The organism is Mycobacterium sp. (assembly GCF_032161845.1).
Lineage (GTDB): Bacteria > Actinomycetota > Actinomycetes > Mycobacteriales > Mycobacteriaceae > Mycobacterium.
The window spans coordinates 1-13,538 of record NZ_JAVRQA010000444.1; the positions used below are offsets into that span (position 1 = coordinate 1).

Sequence of the window (13,538 nt, forward strand, 5' to 3'; positions counted from 1 at the left end):
TTGGGACGCAAGTTCACTCGCACCGTCAACGACCGTCCGACGGCTCTCGGGCGGACCCCCCGCATGACCCAGTGGCGGCAGTGGAAACAGCGCCACCCGGGGGCCGCCGCCTGATGTCGGCCGCCGCCAAGGTCACCAACAAGCGCGGCTCGACACGCAGCCGAATGCTGTTCACGGCCGCCGAGGTGCTCCGCGAGAAGGGCGCCGCGGGCGTCACGATCGACGAGGTGCTGGCCCGCAGCGGCGCACCCCGCGGCTCGGTCTACCACCACTTTCCGGACGGTCGGAGTCAGCTGCTGACCGAGGCCCTGCAGTACGCGGGTGACGCGATCACCGCGGTCATCGATGACGCCGCCACCGAGGGCTGCGTCGCGTTGGTGCGCCAGTTCGTCGCGTTCTGGGAGCGCACCCTGGCCGAAAGCGACTTCGCCGCAGGCTGCCCGGTGGTGGCGGCCGCGATCGGTTCGGCCGACGCCGATCCCGCCCTGACGGCCATCGCAGGCGATATCTTCGACCGCTGGCGGGCCGCTCTCACCCGCGCGTTCGTCGTCGACGGATTCGATGACAACGACGCCGGATCACTGGCCGTCACATGCATCGCCTCACTCGAGGGCGCCGTCGTACTCTGTCGCTCGACCCGCACCGCGGACCCGCTGCGCGAGGTCGCCAAGCAAGTCGAGTTCCTGATCAAGTCACGGGAATTCGTGCACCGCTTCGGCCTACCGTCGGTCGAGCGCTAAGCGGGCTTGGCCCAACGCGCGCAGACGAAGTCGGCGTTGCGCCCCACCTCCTGCAGCGCCCACTCGGAGCGCAACGGCAGGACGCGCGCACCCGTGCCCAGCGAGCACGGGGCGTAGGACACGATCATCTCGTCGACGAGTCCGGCGGCGACGAACTGGGCGGCGACGTCGCCGCCCCCCACCACCCACACGTCCCTGTCGGCGGCCGCCGACACCAACTCGGGATGCAGCTCGGCGACCTCGCCGGCGAACGTCCGCACGGGGTGACCCTCGACGACGATCTCTGGCCGGTGGGTCAACACCCAGGTCGGCTGCTCGTACATCCAGTCGCCTGGCTGATTGACCACGATCCACTCGTAGGTGGACGAGCCCATCGCCAGTGCGCCAACACCATTCGCGAACGCCTGATAGCCGAACAGCCCATTGGGGTCGACGGCCCGGGAGGTCAGCCAGTCCAGGCTGTTCGCGTCGTCGACGACGAAACCGTCGAGGCTCGACGCGGTGAAGTACACGGTCGCCACGTCAGCTCCTTCTCATCCAGTCCAGCGGGTCGCCGGGGCCCGCGAGTACCCCATGGCGGGCGAGCATCGTGCGCACCAGTGCCCGCCGATGGGCCGAGTAGGTCAGCACGTGGGCGACGATGCCGTACAGCTGAAACGACTCCGGCGGGTCGCACAGCGCATCGATCACGGTGTCTCCCAACCGGCCCTGCTCGGCGTGGTCGACCACCATCGCGGTCCAGCGCGCGGACACCGCGGCATGATCGTCGGCGAGTTGCACGGCGGTCCGCTCCTGGGGACGTGCGGGTTGGTCGCGCCCTTCGATGCTCGCGAGCCACACTTCCTTCGACCACACGATCGCGCGAAGTACCGCACCGACGCTGGCTTCCTCACCGTCCCAGTCCAGCACCACCTGACCCGGCGAAAGTCGTTCCCGCCATTGCCCTTCGGTGAGATCGGCGGCCTTGCCGATGAGGTAGGCCGAGTCGGCGACGTCGTGCGCGACCATCAATTGGGACACGTCGGGAGGCTTGGCGTCCTCGGCTCGAACTTCCTGGGCGGACAACCACAGCGACGCCGGCGGATGGAAGTGCAGACCGTTTGGCGCGGCCAGCCGAAACTCGACGTCGCCGGCCTGAGACGGTGGTACGCCGTACGAGCGCCGGAAGGCCCGCGAGAACACCTCTGGCGAGGACCAGCCCTCTTCGGCGGCCACCGCCGCGACGCCCTCGCCGCGTTGCAGTCGCCAGGCGGCGCGTTCCAGCATGACCCGGCGGCGGATCGCCGCGGGCGGTTCGCCGGTCAGTCGGCTCACCTGCCGGGAGAAGTGGAACTCGGAGGCAAAGCTGCTGCGCGCCATCTCGGCGACATCGGTGTTGCCGGTGTCGACGACGGCGTCGAGCAACTCGCGCAGACGGTCGCGTTTCGGCGGGCAGGACCGAAGCGACTCGGGGGAAGATTTCGGCGGGCAGGAGCGAAGTGACTCGGGGGAAGATTTCGGCGGATCGCTCACAGTGACCGAGTATCGTCCGGCGCCGCGCTGAAGGACATGACGATTCCTGCTCACCACCGCCGCACTAGACTCTGGTGCCCAGTGAGCGAATTCGATGAGCTGTGTGCCAATGACGCCGATCTCGCCGGGCTGCGCTCGGCGGTCCGGGCGTTTCTGGCGGCCGACCGGGACGCGTTCGGTTGGACGCCTGCCGTTGACTGCTGGCTGTCCAGTTGGGACACCGCGTTCAGCATCCGGCTCGCCGAGGCCGGCTTCGTGGGGCTGACCATCCCCGCCGAGTACGGCGGCCGGGCCCCGACCGACGGGACCGGCTACCTGCACCGCTACGTGGTGACCGAGGAACTGCTGGCGATTGGAGCTCCGGTGGGCGCCCACTGGATCGCCGACCGTCAGGTGGCGCCCGGGCTCTTGGCGTACGGGACGGAGCAACAGCGGCGCAGGCTGCTGCCGCGGATCGCCTCCGGGCACCTGTACTCCGCGATCGGCATGAGCGAACACGGGGCGGGTTCTGACCTCGCCGCCGTCCAGTCCAGGGCCACGCGCACCGACGGCGGCTGGCAACTCAACGGCACCAAGGTCTGGACCAGCGGCGCGCACCTCGCCCATCAGGTCGTCGTCCTGGCTCGCACCAGCCCGCTGGATCCCGACCACCGGCACGCCGGCTTCAGTCAATTCATCGTGCCGACCGACCTGCCCGGCATCACCATCAGCCCGATCGTGCTGATGAACGGTGAACACCATTTCAACGAAGTGCTTTTCGACGATGTCCGGCTCACCGATGACGACGTGCTCGGCGAGATCGGTGCGGGCTGGCACCAAGTCACCTCGGAATTGGGATTCGAACGCAGTGGGCCCGAACGCTTTCTGTCCACGGCGACGATGCTGTTCGAAATCGTCCGGGCACTGCGCCGTCGCGACGTCGACGACCGGACCGCTGCCGAAGTCGGCGATCTGGTCGCGCGGATGATCTCGCTGCGCCAGCTGTCGGTGTCGGTGGCGCGAGCGTTGACCGCGGGGCAGGACGCCAACACCCAGGCGGCGCTGGTCAAGGATCTCGGCACCCGGTTCGAACAGGACTCCGTGGAGCGGGCCGCCGACCTGATCGACGGCATCGACGGGCCCGAGGGAGTGCGGCTGCGCGCCTTGTTGGCCACCGCGCGGGTGCACTCACCGCTGTTCACCCTCCGCGGCGGCACCAACGAGGTTCTCCGCGGCGTGGTGGCGAAGGCGGCGACGTGAACGACGAACTCAGACAACTGGTCGACGAGATCGGCCAGCGATCGTTCGACGCGCGGCTCGGACACCACGAGCTGCCCGAACCCTTCGACGACGACCTGTGGCGGGTACTGGAGTCGTCGGGGCTGACGCGGCTGACCAGCGAGCAGGGCGCCGAGCCTGCGGAAGCCGCGGTCGTCCTTGGCGGACTGGCACGCCATGCGGCGGCGGTACCGGTCGCCGAAACCGATCTGCTCGCAACGTGGTTGGCCGCCAAGGCGGATCTCGCGGTCCCCGACGACGGGCCTCTAACGGCGGCGATCGCCGACGTCGAGCCGCGCGACGGTCGGATCGTCGGCACCGCCGCCGACGTGCCGTGGCCCGCGGTCGGGCCGGTCGTTCTGGCCGCGCGCTCCGTCGATGCGACCTACGTTGCGGTTCTCGATCGCGGCCCAACGGCGACCACGTACAACCTCGCAGGCGAGCCACGCGGCGAGGTGCCGTTCGATCTCGCGCTGGCGGACGTAACGCGCCTGCCAGCCGGCGTCGGCGACGAACTCGTCCGGCGCGGAGCGTGGGCGAGGTGCGTTCAGATCGTCGGCGCCTTCGACGCGGCGGTGCACCTGACCACCGCCCACACCCGTGAACGCGTGCAGTTCGGCCGCTCACTGAACAAGTTCCAAGCCGTTCAGCATTCCGTGGCCACACTGATCGGCGAGGTCGAGAGAAGCCGTGCAGCAACGGCTCTGGCGATCACTGCGGCCAACGACCACGGCTTCGACAGTGCGCGGGTCGACTATGCGGTGACCGTCGCCAAGGTTGCCGTCGGCCGTGCCGTCGGCCCGGTGACCACGATCGCGCACCAGCTGCACGGTGCCATCGGCGTAACGCTGGAGCACCAACTGTGGCTGGCCACGATGCGAGCCAGGAGTTGGGCCGACGAGTTCGGCACCACGGGGCAGCACGCCACGCGCCTCGGCCGGATGGCCATGGCGGCCGACGACCCGTGGAGCCTTGTCGTCGGTCCCTAGCAGCGCTAGGAATCGAGCACCTGGGTCACCCGGGTCTCGAGCACGTCGGGGTCGGCGACGTCGGTCAGGTCGATGCCGAACGTCTCCGTCAACGCGTCGATCACCTCGGCGGCGGTGTCGAAGCGGACCTTGTCCGTCTCGCCGGCCCGATGGATGGCGAGGTTGCGGCCACGGAGGTTCCACCGCGCGTCGTCGGTCACCACCGCCGCGGTCAAGCCGACGACGAAGAACGACGACGGGTGGGTCGAGACGTACCAACTACCGACTTCGAGGTCGATCCTTGGCTGCGGACGTTCGGTGAACGTATAGAGCGCCTGCCACTCCCCGCGGACCTGCGCCGACAACACCAGACCGTCGCCACCCTCGGTCAGCCGGTACGGCTCGTGCCGGGTCTGCTGGACCGGACCCGCCGTCAATCGGATGGGTGACGTCAGCGTCTGCCCACCGAACCCGACGTCCACCAGCAGCCGCCCTGACACGCCGGGGACCGTCACCGCCAGCACGTTGTGGGTCTGGGCGGGCAGCGGACCATCTGGTTCGCGCATCCACACCACCCGGCCTGCGAGTCGCTCGACGCCGAAGCCCAACCGTTCCAGGACGAACCCCATCAGCCCGTTGTGCTCGTAGCAGTAGCCGCCGCGGCGCCGGTGCACCAGCTTGTCCGTCAGGGTTGCGGCACTCAGGTCGTCGACCGGCACGCCGAAGACGGGGTCGAGGTTCTCGAAGGGGATCGACCGGTTGTGCGCAGCGACCAAATCGGCCAACACCTCCGCCGTCGGTTCCAGTGGTCCCTGGTACCCGACGCGGGCGAGATACGCGGTCAGATCGAATTCTCCTGCGGCATCCGTCATCGATACAGCGTGCCGCCCAAACTGCCACTCAGGTCGATATCACACCTTTTCTGTGACGTGGACCACAGCGTGGTACGCGCCGGGACCGGCACTATGTAAGTCATGACCAAATTGTCGTCGTCGACAGTTCTCCCCGTGGTGGCCGCCTTGATCGGTGCGGGGGCCCTCGCGTCCTCGGTGATGGCCGCCCCGCAGGCTTCGGCGGCTCCTGCTTCCATGAGCTCGGCCATGCCCCTGTCCAGTCAGTGGCGGGCGTGTGACTTCACCAAGCTGAAGTGGGTTTCCGCGGTGGGCGATGCGCGACCCGTCGCGCACGTGGGCACCAACGGTGCCGGCATGATCGTCGCCACGGTCGACATGGCCACCGCGCTGCCGAACACTCACTACGACATCCGCGTGATCCAGGCTCCACGGGCCTCGCTCAACTGCGGGCCCGGCGCGCCTGGCGTGCTCACCGGCGGAGTTCAGACCGACGCCGTCGGCGGAGGCACGTCTACCGTCGCGGGCCCCGCCGCAAGCGGCGCCACCGGCGCCTGGGTGATCGTCGAGCGGCCGTCGGGTTCGTCGCAGACCCCCGCCGAGTTCTACACCTCGGAGTTCATCGCCTCGATCTGAGCCGGTTCGAGTCACCACCGGCCGCTGGATCGGGTCGGGCTCGGAGGCATTGGCAAAGTGTCGGATTTAGCGATTTCCCGGTCGCACCTGCGCCGGGTATCCTAAAACTAGAACACGTTCCAATTCCTCCAGGGGGCACCCGTGAACGCGAACGACATCGACCAGACCGAGGTTGAACCAAGCGCAGTCACCAAGTGGGACCCGGCACTCACCGAACGGGTGATGGGGTGGCTTCGCCCGCTCATCAAGGGCTACCACCGCGCCGAGGTGCACGGCCTCGACGACTTCCCGCCAGGCGGCGCCCTGGTGGTGGGCAACCACTCGGGCGGGCTGTTCGCGATGGACGTCCCGGTCTTCGCGACCGGCTTCTACGAGAAGTTCGGCTTCGACAGGCCGGTCTACACCCTCAGCCACGACATCATCTTCACCGGGCCAACCGGCGACTTCTTCCGCAAGACCGGCTTCATCCCGGCCAACCACGAGAACGCCGACGAAGCGCTGCGCTCCGGCGGCGTCGTCGTCGTATTCCCCGGTGGGGACTACGACGTCTACCGCCCGACCCTGGCCGAGAACAAGATCGACTTCGACGGGCGCACCGGCTACGTGCGGGCCGCACTCAACGCCGGGGTGCCGATCGTCCCTGCGGTGTCGATCGGCGGCCAGGAGGCGCAACTGTTCCTGTCCCGCGGCGAATGGATGGCCAAGATGCTCCGTCTGGACAAGCTGTTGCGCGCCAAGATCTTGCCGATCTCCTTCGGCTTCCCGTTCGGGCTGTCGGCCGTGCTCCCGGTCAACCTGCCGCTGCCGACGAAGATCGTCACCCGCGTGCTGCCGCCGATCGACGTCGTGGCCGAGTTCGGCGAGGAACCCGACGTCGACGAGGTCGATGCGCACGTCCGCCACGTCATGCAACTGGCACTCGACGAGCTGGCCAAGGAACGACGCCTTCCCGTGCTCGGCTGACGATGGCAATCACCGACACTCTCGGCCTATTGACCACGATGGTGCGAGCCGGCGTCATCGCACCGCTGCGTCCTGACAAGTACCTACGCATCGCGGCCGCCATGGCGCGCGAGAACATGGGCATCACTTCGGGTTTCGCAAGTGCGGCGCAGCGCTGCCCCGATCGACCCGGCCTCGTCGACGAGCTCGGCACGCTGACGTGGCGCGACATCGACCAGCGGGCCGACGCGTTCGCGGCCGCGCTGCAGGCGCTGCCCGGCGGCACGCCGAGCGTGATCGGGATCATGGCGCGCAACCACCGTGGCTTCGTCGAATCGCTGATCGCCGCCAACCGCATCGGCGCCGACGTGCTGCTGCTCAACACGTCGTTCGCGGGACCCGCTCTCGCCGAGGTGGTACAGCGTGAGGCCGACAACAACTCTGTCGCCGTGGTCTACGACGAGGAATTCACCCCCACCGTCGACCTCGCGCTCGCGGACAGCCCCGACGCCGTGCGGATCGTGGCGTGGACCGACACGGCCGATCACGACCGCTCCGTCGAGACGATGATCAGCGAGCACTTCGGCAGCCAGCCGAACCGGCCGGGTAACAAGTCGAAGGTCATTCTGCTGACGTCGGGGACGACGGGAACTCCGAAGGGCGCCAGCCATTCTGGCGGCAGCCCCCAGACGCTGAAGGCCATCCTGGACCGCACCCCGTGGCGGGCCGAGGAGGTCACCGTCGTCGTCGCGCCGATGTTCCACGCCTGGGGTTTTTCACAGCTGGCCTTCGCGGCGTCCATGGCGTGCACGATCGTCACCCGCCGAAGGTTCGACCCCGAGGCCACCCTCAAGCTCGTCGACCGCCATCAGGCGACCGGATTGTGTGTCGTTCCAGTCATGTTCGACCGAATCATGGCGCTACCGGACGACGTCCTCTCGCGCTACAGCGGGCGTTCCCTTCGGTTCGCGGCCGCATCGGGTTCCCGGATGCGCCCCGACGTCGTGACCGCGTTCATGGATCGTTTCGGCGACGTCGTCTACAACAACTACAACGCCACGGAGGCGGGCATGATCGCCACCGCGACGCCCGCCGACCTGCGCGCGGCGCCCGACACCGCGGGCCGTCCCGCCGAGGGCACCGACATCCACATCCTCGACGCCGACCGTCGCGAGGTCCCCACCGGTGACGTCGGCACCATCTTCGTGCGCAACTCCACGCAGTTCGACGGCTACACCTCGGGCGGCACCAAGGACTTCTACGACGACTACATGTCGAGCGGGGACGTCGGTTACCTCGACGCCGACGGTCGACTGTTCGTCGTGGGTCGCGACGACGAGATGATCGTCTCGGGCGGCGAGAACGTCTATCCCATCGAGGTGGAGAAGACACTCGCCACCCACCCGGAGGTCGCCGAAGCGTTCGTCCTCGGCGTGGACGACGACGAGTACGGCCAGCGCCTTGCGGCCTTCGTCGTGCTCGTCGACGGCGCCGCAACCACTCCGGACACACTCAAGGCCCACGTCAGGGAGAACCTGGCGAACTACAAGGTGCCGAGGGACGTCACGGTGCTCGCCGAACTGCCGCGTGGCAGCACTGGCAAGATCCTTCGTCGTGACCTTCAAGAACTCGTTTCAACGGACGGCGATGGCAGCGGTGATTCTGAGACGTCGTAGGCGCTACCCACTGCTGCGCGCCACCGCCGAGGTCGTCAACGCCGTCAACGCCGTGCGCCCACTTGGCCGCGAAGGTTACGTCACGCTGCCGGTGTTCGCATTCGGCTGGCCGACCGGTGAGGCCGCCCCGGTGGTCGCCGGCGCATCGATCCTCGATGCCGCACGGCGCGGCCTGCGCGGCGACTTCAAGGGTCCGCGCGGCCGAATCGCGTTGGCACTGACGGTGGTTGCCTGGGGGCTGCTGGGATTCTCCTACCGCCGCGCTTCACAATCACAGGACTTCTTCGAGGCGCCACTGCGCGACACCCTTGGTGACGACTACGCCGCGATCGCCGCGGAGGAGCGCCGGCGGCGACGTGGCGGGGTTCTGCGCACGTCGTGGTCGCGACGCCAGTACGTCAAGAAGGACGGCATCGTCCGATATGGGCCGCACCGGGCCAACGTCGCCGACGTCTGGCACCGGGCGGACCTCCCGCTCGACGGCAAGGCGCCGGTCCTCCTCCAGGTACCGGGCGGCGCGTGGGCGATCGGGATGCGCCGTCCACAGGCATACCCGTTGATGACCCACATGGCCGAGCGCGGCTGGATCTGTGTGTCGATGGCCTATCGGGTCAGCCCTCGCAATACCTGGCCCGCCCACATCGTCGACGTCAAGCGGGCGCTGGCGTGGGTCAAGGAGAACATCGCCGACTACGGCGGGGACCCCGACTTCGTGGCGATCACCGGCGGTTCGGCGGGCGGCCATCTGACCGCGCTGGCGGCGCTGACGCCGAATGATCCTCGGTGGCAACCAGGTTTCGAGGGGGCGGACACCTCGGTGGTGGCTGCGGTACCGATCTACGGGCGCTACGACTGGTTCACCAAGGAGGGCTCCGGCAGACCGGAGTTCATCGCGATCCTGCAGCGCTACATCGTCAAGAAGCGGTTCGCCGAGCACCGCACCGTGTACCTCGACGCGTCGCCGATCACCATGGTGCGGCCCGACGCCCCGCCCTTCTTCGTGCTGCACGGCACCGACGACTCGATCATCCCGGTGCAGGAGGGGCGGGCCTTCGCCGAGGCGCTCGGGGAGGCGTCGGACAACCCGGTGGTCTATGCCGAGATCCCGCACGCTCAGCACGCCTTCGACTTCTTCGGCTCACCGCACGGTCACTTCACCGCGACGGCGGTCGCCCACTTCCTGGATTGGGTGAAGGCCAAGCGCGGCTAGGGGCACACTGACCCGATGAACTCCAACGACGTCTACGAACGACTCGGCGTGCTCGAACTGCTCGTCCAGAACCTCTACGCCAAGACTGGAATACCGATCCCCGATCTACAGACGCTGGCCAACTCGCAGGTATCGGCCAACGTGCGGCAACTCCTTGCATCCGGTGACAAGATGGGCGCCATCAAGGCCTACCGCGACGAGGCCAACGTCGATCTGGCCACGGCGAGCAAGGTCATCGAATCGCTCTAAGGCAGCACCGTGTGCATCAGCATCACGTTGTACGCCGACCATAGCGACAGGTTGTAGTACAGCTCCTTGCCCGTCGACCACGGATGCAGGTACGGCGCGTAGATCCCGCCGGGGAACTCCCCCGACGTCACCAGCACCTGCTCGGGGCTCCACGGTCCCTGCGGGGCCGGTGCGGTCCTCATCACGACGTCGTTGGGACCGTTGCAGTAGAGCACCAGGTACTGCTTGAGATACGTGTTGTACTGCGCCGACAACTCGCCGACCGGGCCGGGGATCACGGGCGTCGCGGCGGCCGGATTGCCTGGCACCCAGGTGCCGTTGTCGGCGTTCCAGTACTCGTACTTCGAGAGGTCCGGAATGAGTCCGGGCGACACTCGCGCGACGTACGCCGAGCCGCCACGGCCGTTCGGCGTCCCGAACGTATAGAGGTAGTTGTCGCCGGGCCCGCCCTTGAGGAACGCCCCCATCTGGAAGTTCTCGTTGCCAGCTCCCGGCGTGCGGACGGTGCCAGGGTAGACGCCCCACGTCTCGCCGTTGTCGGGCGACATCGCAATCGCCGAGTAGTTCGTCGACCAGGCGCCGTTGGCGTCCCAGCTCTTGATGGACATGAAGTTGAGGTACTGGTTTCGCCCCACCGCGACGCCCGCGGTCGGAATGATGCCCGTCTCCTGCGGCGCCTTCCCGATCGTGTTGACGATCTGCTTGGAGATGCCCGGCCGCCATACCGGGGAGCCCGAATACTTGTTGGCGACAACGCCATTGGGCACGGCGACCGTCTTGGCCAGCGACCGGTCCTGGCTGCGGAACAGCGCGTTGTACCGCCACTGCTTACCGGGGATCCCGCAGTAACCGTTCGTGTCGCCGAAGGCCATCAGCACCTGGTTGTTGGCGGGATCGCCGTTGTCCCACATGATTCCGAGGTCGGTCCCGGTGATGGCGAACCGCTTGATGGTGTCGTTGGGGCTGTCGGGTCCGGTCACCCATCCGACGAGCGAGGTGCCCGGCGGACCGGACGGCACCGCAGCCGCTGCCGGCGCTGGTGCCGGTTGGGCTACAACCGGCGGCTGTTGGGTGGCCGCGCCGCCGGGACGTGGTGACGGCACCACCGCCGCCTGCTGCTGCACCGGTGCTGCGGGTGGAGTCAGTGCCTTGAGCAGGGCGGGCAACAGGCCCAGTTTGGGAAGTGGGGCAGCGTCGTTCGCACCGACGGGTTTGTGTCCGATCGGACGGTTGAACGGTGAGATGCCGGACGGGCTGGGGATCTGGAACGCCTGACCAGGCAGCGGCTGGGCGGCCGCGGCCGCACCCTCGCAGGGTTCGGCGTTGGCCGGTGGCGCGACGCCGACGACAGCACAGAGCCCGATCACGGCCGCCGTTGCCATCGATGCGGATGCGGTTCGACGACGCGGCGACATGTCACACCTTTCACGGAGGACGTCGCAGTGACGTCAGCAACTTCAGCTGTGACGATAGTGACTGACGGGGCTGTTGTGATTATCGAGTGATGGCTTGGTATTCATCCGTGACCGTGTCGATACCTTGGCGACCAGCCGATACTGAACTGACGAGCCAGTGCTCGCCTACGGGGCCATCGTGCCTTCGACGACGGTGAGCTCCTCGGAAAGCCCCGCAGCACGGCGTATCTCGATGAATGCCTGGACCATCGCGGCGGTCAGTTCGTGCGCATCCTCGAGCGTGGCGCCATCGGACAACACCGAAATGTTGAGCTGATCGACGTAGCTCCACACCGTGATGTTGAGCCCACTGCCCGTGGTCAGCGGACCAACGGAGTAGATCTCGGTGACAAGCGCGCCGCCCACTCGGCCGTGCTCGCGAGGGCCAGGCACATTGGAGATGGGTAGGTTGAGCACCTTGTTCTGCCCGTCCTTGTTGGCCAGCCAGCGGAACAGTGCCTCGGCCGGCGCCGGCGGGAAGTAGGCCGACCACCGACTCACCAGCTCGGGCCCCATCAGGTGGTGCGTCTCCTTGGCCGACACCGCGGCGTCGTGTACTGCCTGCACGCGCTCGAGCGGATCGTCCATCTCCACGGGAAGCGTCATCATGACCCCGGTGAAGTAGTTTCCCGAGATGCGATCGCGGGAGAAGTCGAAACTCACTGGGACGGAAGCCAACAGCGGGTGATCCGCGTGTCCGTCGTACTTCTTCAGGAGCTGGCGAAGCGCCCCCGCCGAGATGGCCAGCACCATGTCGTTGATGGTGACCCCCAGCTGCTTGCCGGTTTCCTTGACGTCGGCGAGTGCCAGCGTGGCCGTCGCGAACTTGCGCGTGCCGTCGACCATGTGGTTCATGAAACTGGGCGGCGGAGTGAACGGCCGTGTCAGTTCCGGGCCCAGCTTGTAGGAGCTCTTTCGCACCCTGCTCAAACCCTGTGCGGTATAGCGCATTACGCCGGGTAGCCGGCCGATCTGACGTACGTGATCGCCGAAGGCCGTCCGCACCAACTCCGACTTGGTGGGCGCGGGATCGGTGGCGTAGGAGTCTCGATCGTCGGGGCCAGTCTGGAGATCCATCCCGCGCGCCATCAAGTTGGCCGACGCCACGCCGTCGGCCAGCGCGTGGTGGATCTTGCCGAGCACGGCGATCCTGCCGTTGGCGAGACCCTCGATGAAGTACATCTCCCAGAGCGGCTTGCTGCGATCCAACGGGGTACTGGCGATCTTGCCGACCGCATCGTCGAGCTCACGCCGTCCGCCAGGGCTATCCAGCCGATGAGGACGAATGTGGTATTCGAGGTCGACCTCGCAGTTCTCCCGCCACATCGGATGGTGGAACTTCCACGGGATGTCGACCAACTCGTAGCGGAACGGGTCCAGCTTGTAGAGCCTGCCGTGGATGACCTTGCGGAAGTCCTCGACCCCGAACGCGCGGCCCTTCAATTCGTCGAGCGCGATGACCGCCAGTTTCAGCGTGTGCATGTGCACGGTCGGCGTTTCGCTGTACAGAAGTACCGCGTCCCACCCGCTGAGCCTCTTCACGCGGCTATATAACCTGCTTTGCCCCGGCCATCGTCTGGTTTCGGTGAACTTCGTTGAGGAACAAGCCGATTGCCGTGGCCATCGACCCGGTGCGGGCCCCATCGGTCATGTCGAAGCCGTGTCCTGCTCCTGGCAGCTCCACGTAACCGACGACCGAGCGGGACACGCTGCGCAAATTCTCGACGAAGTCCCTCGCCTGCTGCACCGGAATGACCGTGTCACCGCTGCCGTGGATCACCAGGAACGGCGGCGCACCGCCATGCGTGCGGGCGATCGGCGAGGCCTTGCGGAAGATCTCCGGGTGTCTGGCGATCTTGCGCTTCACCACCACACGCTCCAAGAAGTCGACGAAGCGGGCCCGCTCAACGGTGGAGCGGTCCTCCCAGTCGTAGCGACCGTAGATGCCGACGACGGCGTCGACCGACGTGTCGGAGCCCTCGGGGAGATCACGCTGCATTTCGGGGTCCCCTGCGGTCAGCCCGGCCAGCGCGGCCAGGTGAC

14 protein-coding genes are annotated in these 13,538 nt (G+C 67.5%); 8 read left to right on the forward strand and 6 right to left on the reverse strand.

Annotated elements, in window-relative coordinates:
• Nucleotides 1-113 precede the first annotated feature (113 nt).
• A complete protein-coding gene (locus QOD90_RS24250; protein ID WP_526353860.1) occupies nt 114-740 on the forward strand; it encodes a TetR/AcrR family transcriptional regulator in 627 nt (208 codons plus the stop codon).
• On the opposite strand, the gene QOD90_RS24255 is transcribed toward QOD90_RS24250, so the two are convergent.
• Together QOD90_RS24255 and QOD90_RS24260 are read right to left on the reverse strand one after the other, a co-directional pair.
• Nucleotides 737-1,261 carry a dihydrofolate reductase family protein gene (locus QOD90_RS24255; RefSeq protein ID WP_526353862.1) on the reverse strand — a complete coding sequence of 175 codons (525 nt, stop codon included), beginning with the start codon at nt 1,259-1,261 and terminating at the stop codon, nt 737-739. The two genes, QOD90_RS24250 and QOD90_RS24255, sit on opposite strands and share 4 nt — an antisense overlap.
• Before the next feature lies 1 nt (nt 1,262).
• Complete coding sequence (locus tag QOD90_RS24260) at nt 1,263-2,153, reverse strand: helix-turn-helix domain-containing protein (RefSeq protein WP_526353881.1); 891 nt, start codon at nt 2,151-2,153, stop codon at nt 1,263-1,265.
• Nucleotides 2,154-2,333: 180 nt separating this feature from the next.
• On the opposite strand from QOD90_RS24260, the gene QOD90_RS24265 reads away from it, so the two are divergent.
• Nucleotides 2,334-3,491: an acyl-CoA dehydrogenase family protein gene (locus tag QOD90_RS24265; RefSeq protein WP_526353864.1), complete on the forward strand. Its 1,158-nt coding sequence runs from the start codon at nt 2,334-2,336 to the stop codon at nt 3,489-3,491.
• Nucleotides 3,488-4,498: an acyl-CoA dehydrogenase family protein gene (locus QOD90_RS24270; protein ID WP_526353865.1), complete on the forward strand. Its 1,011-nt coding sequence runs from the start codon at nt 3,488-3,490 to the stop codon at nt 4,496-4,498. The genes QOD90_RS24265 and QOD90_RS24270 overlap by 4 nt, the downstream gene beginning before the upstream one ends.
• A 5-nt stretch (nt 4,499-4,503) precedes the next feature.
• On the opposite strand, the gene QOD90_RS24275 is transcribed toward QOD90_RS24270, so the two are convergent.
• On the reverse strand, nt 4,504-5,349 hold the full coding sequence (locus QOD90_RS24275; protein WP_526353867.1) for an arylamine N-acetyltransferase family protein: 846 nt from the start codon (nt 5,347-5,349) through the stop codon (nt 4,504-4,506).
• A 102-nt stretch (nt 5,350-5,451) separates the two neighbouring features.
• Here QOD90_RS24275 and QOD90_RS24280 point away from each other — a divergent pair, with 102 nt between their 5' ends.
• From QOD90_RS24280 to QOD90_RS24300, 5 genes are all read left to right on the forward strand, one after another.
• Nucleotides 5,452-5,964, forward strand: coding sequence for a hypothetical protein (locus tag QOD90_RS24280; RefSeq protein ID WP_526353869.1), 513 nt, complete (start codon nt 5,452-5,454; stop codon nt 5,962-5,964).
• Nucleotides 5,965-6,186: 222 nt separating this feature from the next.
• A complete protein-coding gene (locus QOD90_RS24285) occupies nt 6,187-6,927 on the forward strand; it encodes a 1-acyl-sn-glycerol-3-phosphate acyltransferase (RefSeq protein WP_526353883.1) in 741 nt (246 codons plus the stop codon).
• Nucleotides 6,928-6,929: 2 nt separating this feature from the next.
• Nucleotides 6,930-8,582, forward strand: a complete 1,653-nt coding sequence (gene fadD12, locus QOD90_RS24290) for an acyl-CoA ligase FadD12 (protein ID WP_526353871.1) — start codon at nt 6,930-6,932, stop codon at nt 8,580-8,582.
• A complete protein-coding gene (locus QOD90_RS24295; protein WP_526353885.1) occupies nt 8,554-9,792 on the forward strand; it encodes an alpha/beta hydrolase in 1,239 nt (412 codons plus the stop codon). Before fadD12 ends, QOD90_RS24295 begins: the two co-directional genes overlap by 29 nt.
• Nucleotides 9,793-9,807: 15 nt before the next feature.
• The gene (locus tag QOD90_RS24300; RefSeq protein WP_526353873.1) at nt 9,808-10,041 is read left to right on the forward strand and encodes a hypothetical protein; all 234 of its coding nucleotides are present in this window, start codon (nt 9,808-9,810) and stop codon (nt 10,039-10,041) included.
• Here the strand turns inward: QOD90_RS24300 and QOD90_RS24305 are convergent.
• The 3 genes from QOD90_RS24305 to QOD90_RS24315 form a co-directional block, all read right to left on the reverse strand.
• Complete coding sequence (locus QOD90_RS24305; RefSeq protein ID WP_526353875.1) at nt 10,038-11,456, reverse strand: DUF4185 domain-containing protein; 1,419 nt, start codon at nt 11,454-11,456, stop codon at nt 10,038-10,040. The genes QOD90_RS24300 and QOD90_RS24305 overlap by 4 nt on opposite strands.
• A gap of 165 nt (nt 11,457-11,621) precedes the next feature.
• Nucleotides 11,622-13,037, reverse strand: coding sequence for a WS/DGAT/MGAT family O-acyltransferase (locus QOD90_RS24310; protein ID WP_526353877.1), 1,416 nt, complete (start codon nt 13,035-13,037; stop codon nt 11,622-11,624).
• A gap of 4 nt (nt 13,038-13,041) precedes the next feature.
• Nucleotides 13,042-13,538: alpha/beta hydrolase family protein (locus QOD90_RS24315; RefSeq protein WP_526353879.1), on the reverse strand; the 497-nt coding region annotated here is incomplete at its 5' end.